General features: G+C 71.4%; 23 protein-coding genes. 11 read left to right on the forward strand and 12 right to left on the reverse strand.

The genetic code is table 11. The features are described 5' to 3' along the window. Positions 1-162 precede the first annotated feature (162 nt). The 4 genes from tilS (at position 163) to folE (ending at position 4,812) form a co-directional block, all read left to right on the forward strand. Positions 163-1,236: a tRNA lysidine(34) synthetase TilS gene (tilS, locus tag OG509_RS21025; RefSeq protein WP_385573557.1), complete on the forward strand. Its 1,074-nt coding sequence runs from the start codon at positions 163-165 to the stop codon at positions 1,234-1,236. 65 nt (positions 1,237-1,301) lie between these two features. Further along, positions 1,302-1,862, forward strand: a complete 561-nt coding sequence (hpt, locus tag OG509_RS21030; RefSeq protein ID WP_030158549.1) for a hypoxanthine phosphoribosyltransferase — start codon at positions 1,302-1,304, stop codon at positions 1,860-1,862. A gap of 207 nt (positions 1,863-2,069) precedes the next feature. After that, positions 2,070-4,091: an ATP-dependent zinc metalloprotease FtsH gene (gene ftsH, locus OG509_RS21035; RefSeq protein WP_385573554.1), complete on the forward strand. Its 2,022-nt coding sequence runs from the start codon at positions 2,070-2,072 to the stop codon at positions 4,089-4,091. A 112-nt stretch (positions 4,092-4,203) separates the two neighbouring features. Further along, on the forward strand, positions 4,204-4,812 hold the full coding sequence (gene folE, locus OG509_RS21040; protein WP_406183991.1) for a GTP cyclohydrolase I FolE: 609 nt from the start codon (positions 4,204-4,206) through the stop codon (positions 4,810-4,812). 36 nt (positions 4,813-4,848) lie between these two features. On the opposite strand, the gene OG509_RS21045 is transcribed toward folE, so the two are convergent. From OG509_RS21045 to OG509_RS21070, 6 genes are all read right to left on the reverse strand, one after another. Further along, positions 4,849-5,337 carry a DUF3180 domain-containing protein gene (locus tag OG509_RS21045; RefSeq protein WP_406183993.1) on the reverse strand — a complete coding sequence of 163 codons (489 nt, stop codon included), beginning with the start codon at positions 5,335-5,337 and terminating at the stop codon, positions 4,849-4,851. Between the two features lie 69 nt (positions 5,338-5,406). Continuing rightward, positions 5,407-6,015, reverse strand: coding sequence for a 2-amino-4-hydroxy-6-hydroxymethyldihydropteridine diphosphokinase (folK, locus tag OG509_RS21050; RefSeq protein WP_406183994.1), 609 nt, complete (start codon positions 6,013-6,015; stop codon positions 5,407-5,409). Next, positions 6,012-6,371 (reverse strand): dihydroneopterin aldolase, encoded by a 360-nt coding sequence (folB, locus tag OG509_RS21055; RefSeq protein ID WP_030158540.1) that lies wholly within the window; start codon positions 6,369-6,371, stop codon positions 6,012-6,014. Before folB ends, folK begins: the two co-directional genes overlap by 4 nt. A gap of 130 nt (positions 6,372-6,501) precedes the next feature. Further along, positions 6,502-6,945 carry a nuclear transport factor 2 family protein gene (locus tag OG509_RS21060; RefSeq protein WP_406183995.1) on the reverse strand — a complete coding sequence of 148 codons (444 nt, stop codon included), beginning with the start codon at positions 6,943-6,945 and terminating at the stop codon, positions 6,502-6,504. 52 nt (positions 6,946-6,997) lie between these two features. Further along, a complete protein-coding gene (gene folP / locus OG509_RS21065) occupies positions 6,998-7,870 on the reverse strand; it encodes a dihydropteroate synthase (RefSeq protein ID WP_385573541.1) in 873 nt (290 codons plus the stop codon). 167 nt (positions 7,871-8,037) lie between these two features. Beyond that, a complete protein-coding gene (locus OG509_RS21070; protein ID WP_406183996.1) occupies positions 8,038-9,897 on the reverse strand; it encodes a phosphatidylglycerol lysyltransferase domain-containing protein in 1,860 nt (619 codons plus the stop codon). A gap of 152 nt (positions 9,898-10,049) precedes the next feature. Between OG509_RS21070 and OG509_RS21075 the strand changes: the two genes are divergently transcribed. Next, positions 10,050-11,159 (forward strand): esterase family protein, encoded by a 1,110-nt coding sequence (locus OG509_RS21075; protein WP_053691362.1) that lies wholly within the window; start codon positions 10,050-10,052, stop codon positions 11,157-11,159. Positions 11,160-11,216: 57 nt separating this feature from the next. On the opposite strand, the gene OG509_RS21080 is transcribed toward OG509_RS21075, so the two are convergent. Next, a complete protein-coding gene (locus OG509_RS21080; RefSeq protein ID WP_385573536.1) occupies positions 11,217-12,179 on the reverse strand; it encodes an ABC transporter ATP-binding protein in 963 nt (320 codons plus the stop codon). Between the two features lie 152 nt (positions 12,180-12,331). Here OG509_RS21080 and OG509_RS21085 point away from each other — a divergent pair, with 152 nt between their 5' ends. From OG509_RS21085 to OG509_RS21100, 4 genes are all read left to right on the forward strand, one after another. Beyond that, positions 12,332-13,081: an ABC transporter permease gene (locus OG509_RS21085; RefSeq protein ID WP_406183997.1), complete on the forward strand. Its 750-nt coding sequence runs from the start codon at positions 12,332-12,334 to the stop codon at positions 13,079-13,081. 4 nt (positions 13,082-13,085) lie between these two features. Continuing rightward, positions 13,086-13,751: an ABC transporter permease gene (locus OG509_RS21090; RefSeq protein WP_406183998.1), complete on the forward strand. Its 666-nt coding sequence runs from the start codon at positions 13,086-13,088 to the stop codon at positions 13,749-13,751. An 87-nt stretch (positions 13,752-13,838) separates the two neighbouring features. Next, positions 13,839-14,831, forward strand: a complete 993-nt coding sequence (locus tag OG509_RS21095; protein ID WP_406184000.1) for an ABC transporter substrate-binding protein — start codon at positions 13,839-13,841, stop codon at positions 14,829-14,831. 101 nt (positions 14,832-14,932) lie between these two features. Beyond that, positions 14,933-15,964, forward strand: a complete 1,032-nt coding sequence (locus OG509_RS21100; RefSeq protein WP_406184001.1) for a hypothetical protein — start codon at positions 14,933-14,935, stop codon at positions 15,962-15,964. A gap of 46 nt (positions 15,965-16,010) precedes the next feature. Here OG509_RS21100 and OG509_RS21105 read toward each other — a convergent pair whose 3' ends face one another. Genes OG509_RS21105 through OG509_RS21115 form a run of 3 tightly spaced genes read right to left on the reverse strand, consistent with a single transcriptional unit; the run spans position 16,011 to position 18,297 of the window. Next, a complete protein-coding gene (locus tag OG509_RS21105) occupies positions 16,011-16,226 on the reverse strand; it encodes a hypothetical protein (protein ID WP_406184002.1) in 216 nt (71 codons plus the stop codon). 28 nt (positions 16,227-16,254) lie between these two features. After that, positions 16,255-17,100 carry an arylamine N-acetyltransferase gene (locus OG509_RS21110; RefSeq protein WP_406184004.1) on the reverse strand — a complete coding sequence of 282 codons (846 nt, stop codon included), beginning with the start codon at positions 17,098-17,100 and terminating at the stop codon, positions 16,255-16,257. Positions 17,101-17,154: 54 nt separating this feature from the next. Continuing rightward, on the reverse strand, positions 17,155-18,297 hold the full coding sequence (locus OG509_RS21115) for an NADH-quinone oxidoreductase subunit D (protein ID WP_030158514.1): 1,143 nt from the start codon (positions 18,295-18,297) through the stop codon (positions 17,155-17,157). 112 nt (positions 18,298-18,409) lie between these two features. Between OG509_RS21115 and OG509_RS21120 the strand changes: the two genes are divergently transcribed. Together OG509_RS21120 and OG509_RS21125 are read left to right on the forward strand one after the other, a co-directional pair. Continuing rightward, complete coding sequence (locus OG509_RS21120) at positions 18,410-18,901, forward strand: PH domain-containing protein (RefSeq protein WP_406184005.1); 492 nt, start codon at positions 18,410-18,412, stop codon at positions 18,899-18,901. Beyond that, entirely contained in the window at positions 18,898-20,256 is a 1,359-nt protein-coding gene (locus OG509_RS21125; protein WP_406184006.1) for a PH domain-containing protein, read from the forward strand. Before OG509_RS21120 ends, OG509_RS21125 begins: the two co-directional genes overlap by 4 nt. Positions 20,257-20,303: 47 nt before the next feature. Here the strand turns inward: OG509_RS21125 and OG509_RS21130 are convergent, their stop codons facing one another. Beyond that, a complete protein-coding gene (locus tag OG509_RS21130; RefSeq protein WP_403733265.1) occupies positions 20,304-20,972 on the reverse strand; it encodes a response regulator in 669 nt (222 codons plus the stop codon). 17 nt (positions 20,973-20,989) lie between these two features. Continuing rightward, positions 20,990-22,192, reverse strand: coding sequence for a sensor histidine kinase (locus tag OG509_RS21135; RefSeq protein WP_406184007.1), 1,203 nt, complete (start codon positions 22,190-22,192; stop codon positions 20,990-20,992). Positions 22,193-22,218: the final 26 nt, after the last annotated feature.

The raw sequence follows: 22,218 nt of genomic DNA on the forward strand, positions 1-22,218 counted from the left end.
GACGCACTCTGAGTGACAACCCTCATCTCGCGGGGGCTCCCAGCGGGGGGCTCCTCACGGGGGCCGGGGCACCGGGCAGCGTCGAACAGCACCGAACAGAGCCGTTCCAGCACCACACCCCCAGCCTTCGAGGCATCCGAACTCCACCGAAGGGCACCGGACATGGGTCCCCATCCTGCGGTCGCGGCGATACGCCTGGCGGTCCGCCGCGTACTCCACGACGTCCTCACCGACCTCACCGACCGTCCCGCCGGCCACTCCCCGACCCCGTCCGGGGGGACCCCCGCCGCGGCGGCCGGCACCCTGCCGCTCGTACTCGTCGCCTGCTCCGGCGGCGCCGACTCCATGGCACTCGCCTCCGCCCTGGCCTTCGAGGCGCCCAAGCTGGGCATCCGGGCCGGCGGCATCACCGTCGACCACGGCCTCCAGGCCGGCTCCGACCTGCGCGCCGCCGAGGTCGTCACCCGCATGACCGCGCTTCGCCTCGACCCGGTGGAGTCCGTCTCCGTGCGCGTCGGCCGTGACGGCGGACCCGAGGCCGCCGCCCGGGACGCCCGCTACGCCGCCCTGGACGAGGCCGCAGACCGCCTGGGCGCCGCCGCCGTGCTGCTCGGCCACACCCGGGACGATCAAGCCGAAACCGTCCTGCTGGGCCTCGCCCGCGGCTCCGGCATCCGCTCGCTGTCCGGCATGCCGGAGGTCTCGGGGGGTCCCGGCGGCCCGGGCCGCCGCAGCCACCGCTACCGCCGCCCCTTCCTCCAGATCGACCGGCAGACCGCCCGCAAGGCCTGCATGGTCCAGTCGCTGCCGGTCTGGGACGACCCGCACAACATCGACCCCGCGTACACCCGCTCCCGGCTCCGCCACGAGGGACTGCCCGCCCTCGAAAAGGCGCTGGGCAAGGGAGTGGTCGAGGCGCTGGCCCGCACCGCCCAGCTGTCCCGCGACGACGCCGACGCCCTCGACTCCTGGGCCGCCGATGCCGAGGCCGGCGTACGGGACGAGGACGGCCGGCTGGAGTGCGCCAAGCTGTACGCCCTGCCCCCGGCCGTCCGCCGCCGCGTGCTGCGCAGGGCCGTGGTCGCGGCCGGTTCCCCCGCGGGCTCCCTCTTCGCCCGCCACATCGAGGAAGTGGACCGGCTCATCACCGGATGGCGGGGCCAGGGCGCCATCAACCTGCCCGGCCGGGTCGAGGCCCAGCGGCAGGGTGGCAGACTTGTCATCCGGCAGGGCTGATTGGTGCTGAAACACGGCTGAGTCCTCCGGGGGCACCCCCGGAGCCCCGGCCGCAAACGAAAGTGATGCGGGTGGACGAGAAGGACATGGGCAGCGACCTCCAGTCGGTGCTCATCACCAAGGAAGAGATCGACGCGAAGCTGGCCGAGCTGGCCGCGAAGATCGACGCGGAGTACGCGGGCAAGGACCTGCTCATCGTCGGCGTCCTCAAGGGCGCGGTGATGGTGATGGCGGACCTGGCGCGCGCCTTGTCCACCCCGCTCACCATGGACTGGATGGCGGTGTCCTCGTACGGCGCCGGGACCCAGTCCTCCGGTGTGGTCCGGATCCTCAAGGACCTGGACACCGACATCAAGGACAAGCACGTCCTGATCGTCGAGGACATCATCGACTCGGGCCTGACCCTGTCCTGGCTGCTGTCGAACCTGGGCTCGCGCCAGCCGGCCTCGCTGGAGGTCGTCACGCTGCTGCGCAAGCCCGACGCCGCGAAGGTCGCGATCGACGTGAAGTGGGTCGGGTTCGACATCCCGAACGAGTTCGTCGTCGGCTACGGCCTCGACTACGCGGAGAAGTACCGCAACCTGCCGTTCGTCGGCACCCTCGCCCCGCACGTCTACGGCGGCTGACGCCCCGGACGGGACCGGGCCCCGGACGGGGCCCGCTCAGGGGAACCCTGGAACGATTCCTGCCGTTGGAGCAGGGGAAAGCAGTTCTGTCAGCCGTCCCACGAGGCCGCGGGTGACAATACAGGGGTACATTCCGAAGAACAGTCTTTACTCACAGCAGCATTTACCTACGGGCAGGAGGGACGGGGCGCCTGGCGCCCCGTATGGATGGACGTGAAGCGATACTTCCGTGGGCCGGTCATGTGGATCGTGCTGGCCGTCCTCGCCGTGGTCGTGTTGATGAACGTCGTCGGCTCCGGCGGCGGCTACAAGTCGGTGGAGACCAGCGAGGTCATCAAGGCGATCAACAGTGGCCAGGTGGAGAGCGCCAAGCTCACCACCGGTGACAGCCAGATGATCAAGATCGAGCTGAAGAAGGACCAGAAGCTCGGCGACAACGACGGCACCAAGTTCCAGGCCAACTACATCGGAGACCAGGGCGTCCAGCTCGCCCAGAACCTCCAGACCAAGTTCGAAGCCGGTCAGATCCCGGACGGGTACACCGTCTCTCCGGACAAGACCAGCCCGTTCCTCAGCGTGCTGCTCTCCCTGCTGCCCTTCGTCCTCATCGTCGTCGTCTTCCTGTTCCTGATGAATCAGATGCAGGGCGGCGGCTCCCGGGTGATGAACTTCGGGAAGTCCAAGGCCAAGCTCATCACCAAGGACACCCCGAAGACGACGTTCGCCGACGTCGCGGGCGCGGACGAGGCCGTCGAGGAACTCCACGAGATCAAGGAGTTCCTGCAGGAGCCGGCCAAGTTCCAGGCCGTCGGGGCCAAGATCCCCAAGGGCGTGCTGCTGTACGGCCCGCCCGGCACCGGCAAGACCCTGCTGGCGCGCGCCGTCGCGGGCGAGGCGGGCGTTCCGTTCTACTCGATCTCCGGTTCCGACTTCGTCGAGATGTTCGTCGGTGTCGGCGCCTCGCGTGTCCGTGACCTGTTCGAGCAGGCCAAGGCCAACGCCCCGGCGATCGTCTTCGTCGACGAGATCGACGCCGTCGGCCGGCACCGCGGTGCGGGCCTCGGCGGCGGCCACGACGAGCGCGAGCAGACCCTGAACCAGCTGCTCGTCGAGATGGACGGCTTCGACGTGAAGGGCGGCGTCATCCTGATCGCCGCCACGAACCGCCCGGACATCCTCGACCCGGCGCTGCTGCGCCCGGGCCGCTTCGACCGGCAGATCGCGGTCGACCGTCCGGACATGCAGGGCCGTCTGGAGATCCTCAAGGTCCACCAGAAGGGCAAGCCGGTCGCTCCGGACGTCGACCTCTCGGCCGTCGCCCGCCGCACCCCCGGCTTCACCGGTGCCGATCTGTCCAACGTCCTGAACGAGGCGGCGCTGCTCACCGCCCGCTCGGACCGCAAGCTGATCGACAACCACATGCTGGACGAGGCCATCGACCGCGTCGTGGCGGGCCCGCAGAAGCGGACCCGGATCATGTCGGACCGGGAAAAGAAGATCACCGCGTACCACGAGGGCGGCCACGCCCTGGTCGCGGCGGCTTCCCCGAACTCCGACCCGGTCCACAAGATCACGATCCTGTCCCGCGGCCGGGCCCTGGGCTACACCATGGTCCTGCCCGACGAGGACAAGTACTCGACCACGCGCAACGAGATGCTCGACCAGCTGGCGTACATGCTGGGTGGGCGCGCGGCCGAGGAGCTGGTCTTCCACGACCCGACCACCGGTGCGGCGAACGACATCGAGAAGGCCACGGCGACGGCCCGCGCGATGGTGACCCAGTACGGCATGACCGAGCGCCTCGGCGCGATCAAGTTCGGCGGGGACAACACCGAGCCGTTCCTGGGCCGCGAGATGTCGCACCCGCGGGACTACTCGGAAGAGGTCGCGGCGCTGGTCGACGAAGAGGTCAAGAAGCTCATCGAGACGGCGCACAACGAGGCCTGGGAGATCCTGGTCGAGAACCGCGACGTCCTCGACAACCTGGTCCTCGCGCTCCTTGAGAAGGAGACGCTGAACAAGGAGCAGATCGCCGAGGTCTTCTCGACGATCGTGAAGCGCCCGGCCCGCCCGGCGTGGACCGGCTCCTCGCACCGCACCCCGTCGACCCGTCCGCCGGTGCTCTCTCCCAAGGAGCTCCAGCTGACGAACTCGGCGAACGGCACCTCGGCGGGCACGCCGGCCGTGTCCGTGGAGAAGGACCCCGCGCCGGAGGACCGCGCCGAGTAGCCCTCGGCCGGACCGTCCCGGAATGGATGCCGCGCCCCCCAGGTTCTAGCCTGGGGGGCGCGGCACTTTTGCGTGCCCGTGAGGCGCCAGTGCACACAGGAACGAGGAAGAGATGACCGACCCAGTGACCCTGACCGGTGATGAGGGCACGATCGGCGAGTTCGACGAGAAGCGCGCCCAGGCGGCGGTCCGTGAACTCCTGATCGCGGTCGGCGAGGACCCGGACCGCGAAGGCCTCCTGGAAACCCCGGCCCGCGTGGCCCGCGCGTACAAGGAGATATTCGCCGGCCTCTACCAGAGGCCCGAAGAGGTCCTGACGACCACCTTCGACCTGGGGCACGACGAGATGGTCCTGGTGAAGGACATCGAGGTCATGAGCAACTGTGAGCACCACCTGGTGCCGTTCCACGGTGTCGCGCACGTCGGCTACATCCCGTCCATCGACGGCAAGATCACCGGCCTGTCGAAGCTGGCCCGCCTGGTGGACGTGTTCGCCCGCCGCCCGCAGGTGCAGGAGCGGCTGACCACGCAGATAGCGGACTCCCTGATGGAGATCCTGGAGCCGCGCGGGGTCATCGTGGTCATCGAGTGCGAGCACATGTGCATGACCATGCGCGGGGTCCGCAAGCCCGGCGCGAAGACGATCACCTCGGCGGTCCGCGGTCAGCTCCGCGACCCCGCCACCCGCAACGAGGCCATGAGCCTGATCATGGCGCGCTGACCGGGCCGCCCCGGCCCAGGCCCCGGCCGGGCCCGCTCAGGCGCGGGAGGGGGCTTGGGGGGTGGTGTCGTCGTCTTCAGGGAGTTTGAGGACGTGCTCCAGGAAGAGGGCGGCGGCGATGACGGCCGCACCCGCCACGACCGCGAAGCCGGCGTACCAGGTCTGGTCGCGGCGGGCGGGGACGTCGAGGGAGTCCATCAGCAGGAAGACGCCCACGCCGCCGTACATGCCCGCCACGAGGGCCGCGACGAGGGCGCTGGCCTGTCCGAAGACGACCGCGCGGGCAGCCATCAGCGGCTCCACGCCCTTGGCGCCCGGCCGGCGCTCGCGCTGCGCCTTGAGGCGGGAGCGGAGCGACAGGGCCGTCGCCAGCAGGACGACCGCGATGGCGCCCAGCACGATGGGTGCGGCCAGCGGGACGCCCGGCAGGGTCCCGTACGCGTTCCACAGCCGGGCGCCCGCCCAGGACAGCACCCCGGCGACGGCGAAGATCCCCGCCAGGACCGCCGGCCTCAGTTGCTTCACGTGCCCGTTCCCCGCTTTCCGCGCCGCAGACTCTGTCGACGTTCCTCGGCCTCCGCCACAGGTTAACGACTACTCGGGCAGGCGGAGTTCCAGGTCCGGTCGCGGCGTGACGCCGGCCAGGCCGATTCCGGCCAGCAGCGACGCGACCGGGCCGTGCCCCGGGATCTGCGCCTCGGGGTCGATGTCGTTCCACGGGGCCAGCACGAAGGCCCGCTGGTGGGCCCGCGGGTGCGGGAGGGTGAGCACCGGGTCGTCCGAGACCACGTCGGCGTACGCGACGATGTCGACGTCGATCGTGCGCGGGCCCCAGCGCTCCTCGCGGACGCGGTCGAAGGCCTCTTCGATGGCGTGGCCGCGCTCCAGCAGGGAGGACGGCGGCAGGGTCGTCTTCAGCGCGACGACCGCGTTGAGGTACGAGGGCTGCGAGCCGGGCGCGACGCCCCACGGCTCGGTCTCGTAGACCGGGGAGACGGCCTTGACCCGCAGGCCGGGGGTGTCCTCCAGGGCGTCGATGGCGCCCTGGAGGGTCTCCAGGCGGTTGCCGAGGTTCGAGCCGAGCGCGATGACGGCCCACTTGGGGTTGGACAGGGTGGTGTCGGCCGCGTCCACCGTCTCGACGACGGATGCGGGCACCGGCTGGACGGTGGGGTCGCTCTGGGCGTTCAGTCCGTTGTTCACACGCGGCTCCGGGTGATCGTGATGGTCACGTCGTCGAAGGGGACGGTGATGGGGGCGTCCGGTTTGTGGACGACGACCTCCACCTGTGCCACCGCTTCGTGCTTGAGGCACTGCTGGGCGATCCGCTCGGCGAGGGTCTCGATCAGGTCGACGGGCTCTCCCTGGACCACATCGACGACCTCTTCGGCGACGACCCCGTAGTGCACGGTCTTCGCCAGGTCGTCGTCGGCCGCCGCGGGGCGGGTGTCGATGTGCAGCACGAGGTCGACGATGAAGGTCTGGCCTTCCTCGCGTTCCCGGGGGAAGACGCCGTGGTGCCCGCGAGCCTTGAGGCCGCGCAGCGCGACACGATCCACGCGAATCACTCCTGCTTTCGTAGGTGCTTCCGGTCCGGGACTCCCCGGATCCATGGGCCTACGCCGAGTGCGGTCGGCGTCGTCCGTCTTCGAATTTACCTGCGAAAGACCTCGGGCCCCGCCGGAGGGGTCAGGCGGAGTCCTCGTCCTCGTCCTCGTCGGAGTCCGTCAGCACGGGAGAACCGTGGTGGGACCAGAGCCGCCAGCCCTCCGATGTGCGTCGGAACACATTCGTGGCGACGACCAGCTGGCCGACGAGAGGGCCTAGCTCTCCGCCGTCCTCGGCGGGCCCGCCGCTGAGGATGTTCTCCGTGCACGTCACCAGTGCGGTGTCACCTATGACGGCGACCTTCGTGTCGGTGAGGAAGAACTGGATGTAGTCGGTGTGGGACATGATCAGCGCGTACGAGCGCAGCACCTCGCCGCGGCCGGAGAGCACCGGCCAGCCCGGGTGCACGCAGGAGATCTCGTCCTCCAGCCAGAGCGCCGACAGTGCGTCGAAGTCCCCCCGCTCCATGGCCTCGTAGAAGGCCGTGTTGACCTCGTCGACGGCTTCGATGTCGGTACGGCTCACCGTTCCCCTCTCCTGGCTGCTGCTGTACGGGTCCCACCACCGGCGGGGCGGATCACAGAGCCCCTTCCACCGCACGGGCCACCCGAACCGCGTCGGCCGTGGCCCGTACCTCGTGGACCCGTACGGCCCAGGCGCCCTGGTGGGCGGCGATGGCGGAGACGGCGGCGGTGGCGGCGTCGCGCTCGCGGGCGGGCGGCGGGGCGGCGTCGGCGGCGCCGGCCAGGATCCGGCCGAGGAATCGTTTGCGCGACGCGGCGACCAGCAGCGGGAAGCCGAGGGCGCGCAGCTCGGGGAGGTGGGCGACCAGGGCCAGGTCGTGCTCGGCCATCTTCGCGAAGCCGAGGCCGGGGTCGACGAGGAGCCGCTCGGGGGCGATCCCGCCGGCCACGACGGCGTCGATGCGGATCCGGAGCTCGGCGGTGACCTCGGCGACGACGTCCTCGTAGACGGCGAGGCGGTTCATGCCGTCGCTGAAGCCGCGCCAGTGCATCACCACGAACGGCACCTCGGCTGCGGCGACGGCCGGGATCATCCCGGGGTCGGCGAGGCCGCCGCTGACGTCGTTGACCAGCGTCGCGCCGGCGGCGACGGCCCGGGCCGCGACGGAGGCGCGCATGGTGTCGACGGAGACGGTGACCCCCTCGGAGGCCAGGCCGCGCACCACGGGGACGACGCGGCGCAGCTCCTCCTCCTCGTCGACGCGGGAGGCGCCGGGGCGGGTGGACTCGCCGCCGACGTCGACGAGGTCGGCGCCCTGGGCGACGAGGTCGAGGCCGCGCTTGACGGCGGCGGTGGTGTCGAACCAGCGCCCGCCGTCGGAGAAGGAGTCGGGGGTGACGTTGACGACGCCCATGACCCCGCAGCGGTCCCATTCCGGCAGGCCTGCGACCCGGCCCCTGCCGGTGGCCCCGCGCTCGATGTTCATGGCTCCAGGGTAGGGCCGCCGTCCTGGCCGGGCCGTACGCGGCCGCCCCGGCCGGGCGGGAGGCGGGAAACGGAGCGCTCCCCCGGCCCCGGGCGGCCCCGGGAAACGGCGGAGCCCGGCCCGCCACACGTGCGGCGGGCCGGGCTCCTGGGGCAGGGGGCCCGGGATCAGGCGACCTGGACCTCGCGCTCCTGCTTGGCCTGGGCCGGGACCTGGGCGGTGTGGTGCGTGTGGGCGCAGGTGCGGACCGGCTTGGGACGGCGTCGGCTCGCGAACAGCCGGGGCAGGGCCACCGTCACGAAGCCCTCGGCCTGCATCACGGCGAAGCCGATGCGGGGCAGGTCGCTGCTGGTGCGGTAGACCATGAAGCGCGGCTCCCAGCGGGGGCGGAACTTCTCGTTGAACTTGTACAGCGACTCGATCTGGAACCAGCGCGACAGGAAGACCAGCAGGCCGCGCCACATCCGCAGCACCGGCCCGGCGCCGATCTTCTCGCCGCGGGCGAGGGCCGCGCGGAACATCGCGAAGTTCAGCGAGACCTTCTCGATGCCCAGAGAGGGCGCCTCCACCAGGGAGGCCACGATCAGCAGCTCGTTCATGCCGGGGTCGGCGGCGCGGTCGCGGCGCATCAGCTCCAGCGACATGCCGTCCTTGCCCCACGGGACGAAGTGCAGGACGGCCTTGAGGTCGCCGAACGGGCTGGTGTCGCCCTCCTCGACCCGGTGGGCGGTGGCGATGAAGCAGTCGCCGTCGCCCTCCTCGCCGACCCGGCCCAGAGCCATGGAGAAGCCGCGCTCGGTGTCGGTGCCGCGCCAGGCCTCGGCGGCGCCCCGTACGCGCTCCAGCTCCTCCTCGGTCAGCTCGCTGACGCGGCGGACCTGGGTGGTGTAGCCGTTGCGCTCGATGCGCTTCACCATCTGGCGGACGTTGCGCATGGGACGGCCGGCGAGGGAGAAGTCTTTGACGTCGACGATCGCCTCGTCGCCCAGCTCCAGGGCGTCCAGCCCGGTCTCGCGGGTCCAGACCTCGCCGCCGGTCTCGCTGCAGCCCACGACGGCCGGGGTCCAGGAGTGGGCCTTGGCCTCCTCCATGAACCGCTCGATGGCGCCGGGCCAGGCCTCGACGTCGCCGATGGGGTCGCCGGAGGCGAGCATCACACCGGAGACGACGCGGTACGTGACGGCGGCCTTGCCGCTGGGGGAGAAGACGACGGCCTTGTCGCGGCGGAGCGCGAAGTGGCCGAGGGAGTCGCGGCCGCCGTGCTTGGCGAGCAGCTCGCGCAGCTTCGTCTCGTCGTCGGCGGTCAGCCGGGCGGCCGGGTGCTCGGGGCGGAAGGCCAGGTAGATCGTGGTGAGCGCGGTCAGCATGCCGAGGGCGCCGAGCGAGTAGCCCACGGTCCAGGAGACCCGGCCGGCGTAGTCGACGGGTCCCTCGATGCCGAAGAGCCCGTACACGACGTGGCTGATCTGCTCGTAAATACCCGGATGGCCGACGACGCGGCCCGGGTGGGAGTTGACGATGACGAGACCCAGGCCGATGGAGCCGGCGCTCATCAGCACGAAGTTGGCCAGCGCCTTCCAGCGGCTGCGCGGGTCCGGCAGCGCCTTGAATTCACCCTGGTGACGCACGATGAGCCCCAGGAGTACCGCCGCGATGACGACGCTGATGACGGAGTGCCGGTACGCGAACTGCGCCGCGGCCCCGGCCGGGAGCAGGACGACGGCGGCCCGCCAGGCGCGGCGCTTGCGGCGCTTGAGGCCGTGGGCGAGGAGGAGCAGCAGGACGCCCGCGCTGATGGCGAGGGCGGCTGCGAAGGGGCCCAGCGAACCGGGCAGCACCTCGGTGACCGCGTGGATCCGGCTGTGCCGGAACCGCGGGAACACCCCCGCCGCGATGTCCAGAAGGCCGACGATCATGACGGCCGTACCTACCAGCCCGGGCACCGACTCCGGTCGTGGGCCGCGGAAGATTCGGCGGACCTGCTTCGGAACCTGTCCCGACTTATCGCCATCTATCCTGCTAGACATCGCTTCCCGTTGCTCCGCGAGAGATCATGTGGCCGAAGGCCGCGACAGCCTCCGGAGTGTGGTGCGTCCACTAGGACGACATCGGGGTCGAGCGGGTTCACTCTTCCGCCGAGAAAAACTAGTCCTGCCATCAGAAAGTCGACTGACTGCTCATGGGTCTCACCAGTAATACGGTCCTGGCGCTGGCCATCATCGCCGGTGTGCTGCTCTTCGCAGCAACGGTGTGGTTCTGGCCCCGGCTCTCCGGCCGCACCTGGCGTGCGCTGCTCGGCCGGATCGGGCTCCTGCTCGCGACCCAGCTGGCGCTGTTCTCGGCCGTGGGCCTGGCGGCGAACAAGTCCTTCTCCTTCTACGGCTCGTGGGCGGACCTGTTCGGCCAGCAGACATCTGTCGGCAAGGTCGTGGACCACTCCATGAGCAGCAAGGACATCAAGGTCGTCGACAAGCAGAAGCTCGACGTGCCGGGCGGCGCCCAGCCCCAGGTCGGCGGACAGATCCTGAAGGTTGCCATAACCGGGCAGAAGTCGAAAATAACGAGCCCCGGGTACGTGTGGCTGCCGCCGGAGTACTTCCAGCCGCAGCACAAGGAGCAGAACTTTCCGGCCTCCATCGTGCTGACGGGCTACCCGGGCACCGCCGAGAACCTGATCAAAGGGCTGAACTACCCGATGACGGCCTTCAAGCAGGCCAAAGCGGGCAAGATGAAGCCGATGATCCTGGTGATGCTGCGCCCGACCATCGCGCCGCCGCGTGACACCGAGTGCGTGGACATACCCGGCGGACCGCAGACCGAGACCTTCTTCGCCGAGGACCTGCCGCAGGCCATCCAGGACACCTTCCGGGTCGGCAAGAAGCCGCAGAACATGGGCTTCATCGGGAACTCGACGGGCGGCTACTGCGCCCTGAAGATCGCCGCGCACTACCCGCAGACCTTCGGCGCCGCCGCGGGTCTGTCCGCGTACTACGACGCGGCGAACGACGCGACGACCGGCAACCTGTTCCAGGGCGACGACAAGCTGAAGAAGCGCGCGGACGTCCTGCACAGCATCGAGCACAAGAAGCCGACCGGTACGTCGTTCCTGGTCACGAGCAGCGAGACGGGCGAGCCCAACCTCGACGACACCAAGAAGTTCATCAAGCTGGTCAAGGGCCCGGACCGGGTCTCCTCGATCATCCTCGACAGCGGCGGCCACAACTTCAACACCTGGCGCCGCGAGATCCCGTCGATGCTGGTGTGGATGAGCAACCGCATCCAGGCCTGAGCCCCGGCCTCGGTCCGAGGCCGGGCCCCGGCCCAGCCCCTCCCCGGCCCAGGCCTGCTAGGCCTCTTGCAGTTGGGCCCGGCGCAGCGCGCGGTGGACCCCCTCCGGGGTCAGTACGCCGACCAGCGCACCGGAGTCCGGATCCGTGACCCCGATCCGGCCGGAGTCCTCCTGCAGCAGCAGCGCGAGCGCCTCGCGCAGACTCGCCCCCAGCGCCACTGCGGCGGTGGGGGCTTTCCCGTCCGCCCGCGCCAGGTCGTCCTGCTCCACCGGGGTGACCGCGAGCCGCTTCAGGCCCCGGTCCGCGCCGACGAAGGAGGCCACGTACTCGGTGGCCGGCGCCCCCAGCACCGCGGCCGGGCGAGCGAACTGCTCGATGGTGCCCGCGCCGTAGACGGCGATGCGGTCGCCGAGCCGGACCGCCTCCTCCAGGTCGTGAGTGACGAGCAGGATCGTCTTGCGCACCGTCCGCTGGAGCGCCAGGAACTCGTTCTGGAGGCGTTCGCGGACCACCGGGTCCACCGCACCGAACGGCTCGTCCATCAGCAGCACCGGCGGATCGGCGGCCAGCGCCCGGGCGACGCCGACGCGCTGGCGCTGCCCGCCGGACAGCTGCTGCGGGTACCGGCCCCCGTACACGGCCGGGTCCAGCCCCACCAGTTCGAGGAGCTCGGCCGCCCGGGCGCGGGCCTTGGCCTTGGGGGTGCCGATCAGCTGCGGGACGGTCGCGGTGTTCTCCAGCACCGTCTTGTGCGGGAACAGCCCGACCTGCTGGATGACGTACCCGATGTGCCGGCGCAGCTCCACGGGATCGGCGCTCGCGATGTCCTCGCCGCCGAGCAGGATCCGCCCGGAGGTCGGCTCGATGAGCCGGTTGACCATCTTCATCGTGGTCGTCTTGCCGCAGCCGGACGGGCCCACGAGCGTGACCAGCTCACCCTCCGCCACCTCGAAGGACAGGTCCTCGACGGCCGTGGTCCCGTCGGGGTAGCGCTTGGTCACATGCTCGAATCGGATCACATGCCCATCCTCCCCCACACGCTGCGGGTTGTTTGTGACGGGAGTATTACCCCGGTGCGAAGGTTTCCGGCCATTGTCGGCGGCGGGGGTTATGGTCGCTGTTGACCGTGCCCGTTCGGACGGGTGTACGGATCGGCGCAGGGGGTGAGGGCATGGCCGGGCAGAACTGCCTGGTGGCGAACGACTGGATCTGCTGGGACTACGTCACGTCCCGCTCCCAGGAGCTCACCGACGCCACGGTCCAACATGTGTGGATCACGGGGGTGTCGGTGCTTATCGGCCTCGCCCTGTCCCTCCCGCTGGCCCTGCTGGCCCGCCGCGGCCGGCGCTGGGCCGCGCCCGTGCTGGGCCTGACCACCCTGCTCTACACGGTCCCCTCGCTCGCCATGTTCTCCCTGCTGCTGCCGCTGTTCGGGCTGTCGGCGTCACTGGTGGTGACCGGGCTGGTGCTGTACTCGCTGACCATCCTGGTCCGCAACGCGATGGCCGGCCTGGAAGCCGTCCCCGAGGAGGTCCGGGAGGCCGCGCGCGGCATGGGGTACGGGCCGGCGCGGCTGCTGTGGCAGGTCGAACTGCCGCTGGCGCTGCCCGCGCTGCTCGCCGGGGTGCGGATCGCCACGGTGTCCACGGTGGCGCTGACCACCGTCGGCTCCATCGTCGGCAAGGGCGGCCTCGGCAACCTCATCGCCCCGGCGGTCAACAGCTCCTTCAAGGCCCAGGTGCTCACGGCCTCCGTGCTGTGCGTCCTGCTCGCCCTGGTGGCGGACCTGCTGCTGCTCGGCGTACAGCGGCTGCTCACGCCGTGGACGCGGGCGACGCGCGCACCGCGGGCGGTGCGGCGGATGAAGCCGGTGCCCGCGGAGCCCGTTCCCGCGGCCTCGACGACCGCGAAGGGGGCCTGAGGCGATGGGCGTGCTCGGAGAGTCCTGGGACTGGCTGGCGAACGGAGCCAACTGGTCCGGGGAGAACGGGGTGTGGCACCGGCTCGGCGAGCACGTCTACGTCAGCGGGATCTCCCTCGCCATCGCCTGCGCGGTGGCCCTCCCGATCGGCCTGTGGCTCGGCCACATCGGCAAGGGCGGGGCGCTCGCCGTCAACGTCTCCAACATCGGGCGGGCCGTCCCCGTCTTCGCGGTGCTGGCCCTGTTCATGGTCTCGCCGCTGCGCAGCGCGGGCTATGTGCCCACCATCGCCGCGCTCGTGCTCTTCGCCGTACCGCCGCTGCTGACCAATGCGTACGTCGGCGTGCGCGAGGTGGACCGCTCGGTGGTGGAGGCCGCCCGGGGCATGGGCATGTCCGCGGGCCAGCTGTTCTGGCGGGTGGAACTGCCGCTCGCGCGCGAGCTGGTGATGACCGGGCTGCGCTCGGGAGCCGTCCAGGTGATCGCCACGGCCACGATCGCGGCCATGGTCGGCCAGGGCGGCCTCGGCCGGATCATCACCGCCGGCTTCAACACGTACAACACGCCGCAGGTCTTCGCGGGGGCGCTGCTGGTGGCGGCGCTGGCCCTGCTGGTCGAGGGCGTCCTGGTGGCGGCGGACCGGCTCTTCCCGCGCCCGGCGGCGCGCTGACCGGTCGCCCCGCCCCCGTCCGCCCCACCCTCCACCCCCCACCCCCGTTTTTCGTCGGTCGTTCCCACTCCCTCGGAGGAGCACAAGATGAGCAAGTCCACGCGCGTCCTCGGCGCCGTACTGGGGGCGGCGGCCCTGACCGCCTCCCTCGCCGCGTGCGGCGGCGACAGCCTGGAGAAGAGCAAGGACACCGGGTCGGGCGCCTCCGCCCCCTCGGACTCCGGCTCCGGTTCCGCCAAGGGCAAGGTCGTGATCGGCGCGGCCGGGTTCACCGAGTCCAACGTGCTGGCGGAGCTGTACGCGCAGGTGCTCAAGGACGCGGGCTACAGCACGTCGATCACCACGGTCAACAACCGCGAGCTGTACGAGCCCTCCCTGGAGAAGGGCGAGATCGACGTCGTCCCGGAGTACGCGGCCACCCTCGCCGAGTTCCTCAACGCCAAGGTGAACGGGCCGAAGGCGCCGGAGGAGAAGCCGGTCGCGTCGAGCGACGTCGCGGCGACGGTCGCGGGGCTGGAGAAGCTCGCGGCCCCGCTCGGCCTGAAGGTGCTGCCGGCGGGCCAGGCGGTCGACCAGAACGCGTTCGCGGTGTCGAAGGAATTCGCCCAGAAGAACAACCTGAAGACCCTTTCCGATCTTGGTAAGTCGGGGCTGAAGGTGAAGATCGCGGCGGGCGACGAATGCGCCGTACGCCCCTTCTGCGCGCCGGGGTTGAAGAAGGCGTACGGAATCGATGTTTCCGGCATCGACCCGAAGGGTGTCGGCACCCCGCAGGCCAAGCAGGCGGTCAAGGACGGTGTGGACCAGCTGGCGCTCACCACGACCACGGACGCCACCCTCGACACCTTCGGCCTGGTCCTGCTGGAGGACGACAAGAAGCTCCAGAACGCCGACAACGTCCTGCCGGTGGTCAACGCCAAGGACGCGGGATCCCCGGAGATCGCGGCCGCCCTCGACAAGCTGACCAAGGTCCTCACGACCACCGACCTCGTCGAGCTGAACAGGCAGGTGGACGCCCAGCGCGAGAAGCCGGCGGACGCCGCGAAGGCCTATCTGAAGGCGAAGGGCCTCACGAAGTAGGAGTAGCTACGGGTTTGGTGGAGAAATGACGGGTAACTGCCCGGCCACAGATTGCCGGGCAGTTACCCCACTCGACCTCCACGCCCTGTAAATTTCAGGCCATGCCCCGTGGACGCCACCGCAATCCCGAACCCCTGCACCGGCTGCTCACGCCGACGACCGTGGCCGGAGTCTCCGTCGCCAGTGCGGCCGCGGCCTGGCTGCTCGCGGAACCCCTGCCCCTACGCCTGCTCGTGGCCCTCTCGGCGGCGGCGGGCGTGTCCGGCGCCGTCGTCATGCGCGCCTGGGACCGCGCGGCCGGGCGCCGCGTGGCCGAACTCTCGCGCGAGCGGGTCAAGGACGAGTGGAAGACCGAGGAGCGGATAGCCGAGCTGGAGTCCGACCTCGAAGAGGCCCGGGCGCTGCGCGCCAAACTGGACGCGAAGCTGCGGGCCAAGCGGGTCGAACTCGCGGGGCTGCGCGGTGAGCACGCGGCGCTGCTGCGGCGGTACGCGACCGCCGAGACCGAGCGGGCCAGCGCCCTGGAGGGCCGCCGGCTGCTCGCCATCGAGGTCTCGGCCGCCCCGGAGTCCCCGGCGGCGCCGAAGGAGCTCCCGCCGGTGACCGAGGAGCGGACGTCGAGCGGCGCGCCCACCAGCATCGGCTACGCCCGGGCCAATGCCGCCATGGCGGCACTCGTGCGCAAGGCCGAGGCGAAGCCGGCCCGGCCGAAGATGCTGCAGGCCAAGGGCGCCGAGCCGATGGCGCTGGAGACCGGGCAGGCCCGTACGGGCGCGCTCCCGGCGCGCCGGCCCGCCGCGGCGGTGGCCCCGTACTCGGCCGCGCGCCGCTCGGCGTCCCGGGTCGAGGGCGGCTTCGACTTCTTCGGCACCAAGACCGCGGCCCAGGCCCGTGCGGTGATCGAATCGGTCCAGAACGAGGACCTGGCCGACGTGGTGGGCGCGGAGGCCCTCGCGGTCCACAAGGCGGAGTCGGCCCAGGCGGACCTGGCCGCCGCCGAGCAGCCGGTCAAGGACCAGGGCTTCAAGCAGCCCACCCCCGAACAGCGGGCGGTGGGCCAGGTCATCGACCTGACGGCCCACGACGAGACGGAGCCGATCGACGTGGTCCGCCTGCGCACCGCGATCTCGTAGCCGGCCAGACGGGACTTCGACGACACGACCCGGGCCGGTCCCGCGCTCAGAACAGCGGGAGTTGGCCCGGGAGGGGCGGGAGCGCGAAGCCGTCCAGGGTGGGGGCGCCGGCGCCGAGCACCACGCGGGCCCGGGAGCCCGGGCAGGAGATCAGATCGGCGCGGGCGCGGCCGGCGGGAGGGTCGTGGCGGGCGATCCGGCCTGCGGTCACGGCGCAGTCGCGTCCGCATGCGGGGCAGGCCCGTCTGGGGGAGTGGGACATGCCCCAAGTCTGCACCCCCGTACCGACATCAGCCCCGGGTGGCCAGCCACGTCTCGTGGGCCGCGCAGACGCGGTCCCACAGCGCCGTCCGGTCCGCCGCAGTCAGATCGTCGAGCTTCCGCTCGAAGAGGCCGCCCACCACCGCCCAGAACTCGCCCGGGGTGTCCAGGATCCGCTCGGTCGTCCGCTTCGCCGGTTCGGTCCGGCTCAGCACCCGGCCCCGCAGCGCGTCGATGCCGTGGGCGTCGCGCCGCAGCAGCGCGAGGGTCCGTACGAAGCCCGAGTCCGGCGCGGTCGACAGCCGTACGTGCGTGGCCTCGAAGTCGGCGGTCACCGCCGGAGCGGAGAGCACGTTGACCACCGGGAAGGGGCCCGCGTCGTTGACGTACCTCCAGCCGGGCCGGTCCCCGTCCAGCGGGCCCAGCCCGTACGTGAACTTCCCCTGCCGGTGCGTTCCGGCGCGCAGCGGCAGCGGCTCGTACGGGCCGTCGCCGAGCCCGGCGTCGACGAAGTACTCCGCGCCGTCGACCCGGACCGTCAGCGCCAGGTGGTCGCCGTTGACGTCGAGGCGCTCGCGGTCCGCCGGGCCGAGTACGCCCGCCAGGTGCCGGGTCACGGCGAAGCCGAGGCCCTCCAGGAGCAGCGCGAAGGCGCCGTTGAGATGGAAGCAGTACCCGCCGCGCCCGGCCGCGAAGCGGCGTACGGACAGCTCGGGGTCGATACCGGGCGGCCGGCCGAGCTGGATGCCGAGGTTCTCGTACGGGATGCGCTCGACGTGGGCGCGCTGGAGCGCGAACAGCGCCTCCGCGGTGGGCCGGGGAGGCTGCGTGAAACCGAGCCGCCGCAGGTAGCCGTCGAACAGGCCAGGGGTCATGGCCGCACCCTAAGCAGGAAACGCCCGCGCAGTCGCGGGAGTTCCCGCGACTTATCACTTGTCGATGTCTCCCACGACGAAGAACAGCGAGCCCAGGATCGCCACCATGTCCGCGACCAGCTGCCCCGGCAGCAGCACCGCCAGTGCCTGGATGTTGTTGTACGAGGCGGAGCGCAGCTTCAGCCGGTACGGGGTCTTCTCGCCCTTGGAGACCAGGTAGTAGCCGTTGATGCCGAGGGGGTTCTCGGTCCAGGCGTACGTGGCCCCCTCGGGCGCCTTCAGCACCTTCGGGAGGCGCTGGTTGATCGGCCCGGGCGGCAGCTCGGCCATCCGGTCCAGACAGGCCACGGCGAGGTCGAGCGCGTTGTGCGTCTGGTCCAGCAGGCACTCGAAGCGGGCCAGGCAGTCGCCCTCGGTGCGGGTGACCACCTTCAGGACGTCCTGGAGCTCCCCGTACGCCAGGTACGGCTCGTCGCGGCGCAGGTCGAAGTCGACGCCGGAGGCGCGGGCGATCGGGCCGGAGACCCCGTACGCGTGCACGGCCTCGGCGGACAGCACGCCCACCCCGCGCGTGCGGCCGCGGAAGATCTCGTTGCCGTGCACCAGCTTGTCGTACACGTCCATGCGGGTGCGGACGTCGGCGATCGCGGCGCGGGCCCGGCCGAGCCAGCCGGCCGGGAGGTCCTCCTTGAGGCCGCCGACCCGGTTGAACATGTAGTGCATGCGGCCGCCGGAGATCTCCTCCATGACGGCCTGGAGCTCCTCGCGCTCGCGAAACGCGTGGAAGATCGGGGTGATTCCGCCCAGTTCGAGGGGGTACGACCCGAGGAACATCAGGTGGTTCAGCACCCGGTTCAGCTCGGCGAGCAGGGTCCGCATCCATACGGCCCGCTCGGGGACCTCCATGCCGAGCATCCGCTCGACGGCCATCACGACGCCGAGCTCGTTGGAGAACGCGGACAGCCAGTCGTGGCGGTTCGCGAGCATCACGATCTGCCGGTAGTCGCGCGCCTCGAAGAGTTTCTCGGCGCCGCGGTGCATATAGCCGACGACCGGCTCGGCGCTGACGATCCGCTCGCCGTCCAGGACGAGGCGCAGGCGCAGCACGCCGTGCGTGGAAGGGTGCTGGGGTCCGATGTTGAGCACCATGTCGGTGCTCTCCGCCGCTCCGCCGATGCCGACCGTGGTCTCCGTCATGGCCGCATTCTCGCAGCCGCAGGGGGTGGCGTGTCGGCCAGGCCGATAAGGGAGCGGCACCAAGCGCCGCGAGCCCGGTCTGGCCGAGACGCCACCCCCCTACCCTGAGCGCATGGAAACGGGGACGACGGGTGAGACGAGCCGTGCCGAGTGGGTGGGGCTCCCGGGCGGGCTGCTGAGGCTGCGGCGGCTGCTGCTGGTGGTCTGGGCGGTGCCGCTCGCCGCGGGGACCGCGGTGCTGCTGGGGTTGACGGCCGGTCCGGGGTGGGCGGCCGTGGGGGCGATATGGCTGGTCACCCTGGCCTGGGGCTGGGTGCTGCTCGGCCGCAACTGGCGGTCCTGGCGGTACGCCGAGCGCGCCGACGACCTGCTGATCAGCCGCGGGGTGCTGTGGCGGGCGCAGACCGTGGTCCCGTACGGGCGGATGCAGCTGGTCGAGCTGACCTCGGGGCCGCTGGAGCGGCGCTTCGGGCTGGCCTCCGTACAGCTGCACACGGCGGCCGCGGCCACGGACGCCAAGATTCCGGGGCTGGTCCCGGCCGAGGCGCAGCGGCTGCGGGACCGGCTGACGGAGCTCGGCGAGGCAAGGTCGGCGGGCCTGTGACCGCCGAATCGGCCGCTGAACCGGCCGCCGCGCCCGAAGCCGCGTCCGCATCCCAAGCCGCGTCCGCCGTCGAGCGCCGGCTGCACCTGCTCACGCCGCTGCGCCGGGCGTGGGTGCCGATCGCCGCGACCGTCGGCGTCGTCGCCCAGCAGGCCGACCAGGTCGAGCGGTGGGCGAGCGGGCTCTCCGTGACCCTGCGCGCCCTCACTCTGGCCGGCCTGGTCGTGGTGTTCGGCGTGTACGGGTTCCTGAGCTGGTGGTTCACCCACTACGCGGTCACCGACACCGAGCTGCGCATCCGCAGCGGACTGCTCTTCCGGCGCACCGCGCACATCCGCCTCGACCGCATCCAGGCGATCGACGTGACCCGGCCGCTGCTGGCCCGGGTGGCCGGAGTCGCCAAGCTGCGCCTTGACGTGATCGGCACCGAGGACAAGGACGAGCTCGCCTTCCTCGACGAGCGCGAGGCCGTCGCGCTGCGCGCCGAGCTGCTGGCCCGGGCGGCCGGCTTCGCGCCCGCGGAGGCGGCCCTGCTCGGCGAGGCCCCGCAGCAGGAGCTGCTGCGCGTCCGCCCCCGGGACCTGGTGGTGTCGCTGCTGCTCACGCTCTCGGCGTGGGGTGCGCTGATCGGCGGGCTGGGGGTGCCCGTCGCCGTGTGGTGGTTCAGCGGGAACCCCTGGGCGACGATCGGGACCATGCTGCCGGTGCTGGGCGGGCTCTGGTCGGGTACGGCGGGCCGGTTCCTCACCGAGTTCGACTGGCGGGTCGCCGAGTCCCCCGACGGGCTGCGCCTCGACCACGGGCTGCTGGACCGGGCCCACGAGACCGTGCCGCCGGGTCGGGTACAGACCGTACGGATCGTGGAGCCGCTGCTGTGGCGGCGCCGGGACTGGGTCCGGGTGGAGCTGGCGGTGGCCGGTTCGAAGAACGGGGTCCTGGTCCCGGTGGCCTCGCGGGCCGCCGCCCAGGCGGTCGTCGCCCGGGTTCTGCCGGGCGTGGACCTGGCCGCCCTCGCCTTCGGCCGGTCCCCGAAGGACGGGTCGCGGTGGGTGGTCCCGGTGTGGTGGAGGGGGTACGCCCTGGCCGTCTCCGCGGACGTGTTCGCCGCCCGCAAGGGGCTGCTGTGCCGCCGTACGGAGATCGTTCCGCACGCCAAGGTGCAGAGCGTCCGGCTCACCCAGGGCCCGTGGGAACGGGTTCAGGGGCTCGCCGACGTCCATGTGGACACCGGCGCCAACGGCACGGTCACGGCCCGCCTGCGCCCGGCGGCGGAGGCCGCCGAGCTGCTGGACGCCCAGGCGGCCCGCTCCCGCACTTCCCGCGCGGACGCCCGCCCGGACCGCTGGATGACCTGACCGGCGGAGGAACCGACCGGCGGCCCGGAAGCGGGCTGCTGCGCCCCCTACGCGCCGCCGGCGCGGACCAGGCCCGTTTCGTAGGCGAGGACGACCACCTGCACGCGGTCGCGCAGGTTCAGCTTGGTCAGGATGCGGCCCACGTGCGTCTTGACGGTGGCCTCGGAGAGGACCAGGCGGGCGGCGATCTCGCCGTTCGACATGCCCTGGGCCACCAGCAGCATGACCTCGCGCTCGCGCTCCGTCAGCCGCTCGATCTCCTTGTTCTGCGGCTCCTGCGTGTTCGTCGGCAGCATCGGCGCGAAGCGGTCCAGCAGGCGCCGGGTCGTGGACGGGGCCACCACCGCGTCACCGCTGTGCACCGAGCGGATCGCGGCCAGCAGCTCCGCCGGCGGCACGTCCTTCAGCATGAACCCGCTCGCGCCCGCCTTCAGCCCCGAGAACGCGTACTCGTCCAGGTCGAAGGTGGTCAGGATGATCACATCGGGGTGCTCGTCCCGCTCGCAGATCCGGCGCGTGGCCTCGACCCCGTCGAGCTTCGGCATCCGGACGTCCATCAGCACCACGTCCACCTTCGTGGACCGCAGCACCTCCAGCGCCTCCAGGCCGTCGCCGGCCTCGGCGACGACCTCCATGTCCGGCTGGGCGGCGAGCACCATGCGAAAGCCCGTGCGCAGCAGTACCTGGTCGTCGACCAGCATCACTCGGATGGACATCAGTTACCTCGACCTCGTCATTTCTTCTTGAGCGGGAGAAGCGCGCTGATCCGGAAGCCGCCGCCTGGACGCGGGCCCGCGTCCAGGGTGCCTCCGACCATGCCGATCCGCTCGCGCATGCCGATCAGCCCGTGCCCGGCGCCGTCGGCGCCGCCGTCCTCGTACAGCTCGTGGGCCGCCCCCCGGCCGTCGTCCTCGACCAGCAGACCGAGCCCGTCGTCGAAGTAGACCAGCCGGACGCTCGCCCTGGCGTCGGGGCCGCCGTGCTTGCGGGTGTTCGTCAGCGCCTCCTGCACGATCCGGTACGCGGTGAGCTCGACGCCCGTGGGCAGCCGGCGCGGTGCGCCCTCGACCTCGAAGTCCACCGTGAGCCCGGCCGCCCGTACCTGCTCGACGAGGACCTCGATCTGCTCCACGTCGGGCTGGGGCACGTAGTCCTCGGACTCCTGGGGCTCCCCGGTGCGCAGGACGCCGAGCAGCCGGCGCATCTCGGCCAGGGCCTGGCGGCCCGTGCCGGAGATGGTCTGGAGGGCCTCCTTGGCCTGCTCCGGGGCCACGTCCATGACGTACGCGGCGCCGTCGGCCTGGACCACCATCACCGAGACGTTGTGCGCGACGACGTCGTGCAGCTCGCGGGCGATCCGGGCGCGCTCGGCGGCGACGGCCACCTTGGCCTGGGCCTCGCGCTCCTTCTCCAGGCGCTGGTTCCGCTCGACGAGCTGGGCGTAGTAGGCCCGGCGGGTGCGCAGGGAATCGCCGAGCACCCAGGCGAGGACGAACGGGACGATGGCGAACAGGGTGAAGAAGACGTTGCTGGAGGTGTCGCCCTTGTCCACGTGGAAGCGCAGGGCGTAGAGCGGGGCGGCGGTGATCCCGATGGCGAACGCGGTACGGGACATCCGGCGCGAGATCTCGGCCGAGGCGGCGACCGTGTACAGGATGATCAGCATCCCGAAGTCGGCCGTGTTCGTGTCGGTGTGGGTGAGGAGCTTGTACGCGCCGGCGCCGACGGCCAGCCAGAACATCGGCAGGGTCCATTTGCGGCGCAGGGCAACGACGAGGCCCATCGCGATCACGGAAGGGACGGCGATCAGCTTCGTGGTGGCGCTGTCGGCGCCGTTGTCGGCGACTTGCAGCATCGCGATCCCGAACAGGAGGACAGCCCAGAAGCCGTCGACGCCCGTCGGGTGTCTGCGGAGGAAGTCGTAGAGGCGCTGCACGTAACCCAGAGTAGGCAAAGGAGATA

The sequence above is a fragment of the Streptomyces sp. NBC_01006 genome (assembly GCF_045162725.1).
In the GTDB taxonomy this organism is placed as follows: Bacteria; Actinomycetota; Actinomycetes; order Streptomycetales; family Streptomycetaceae; genus Streptomyces.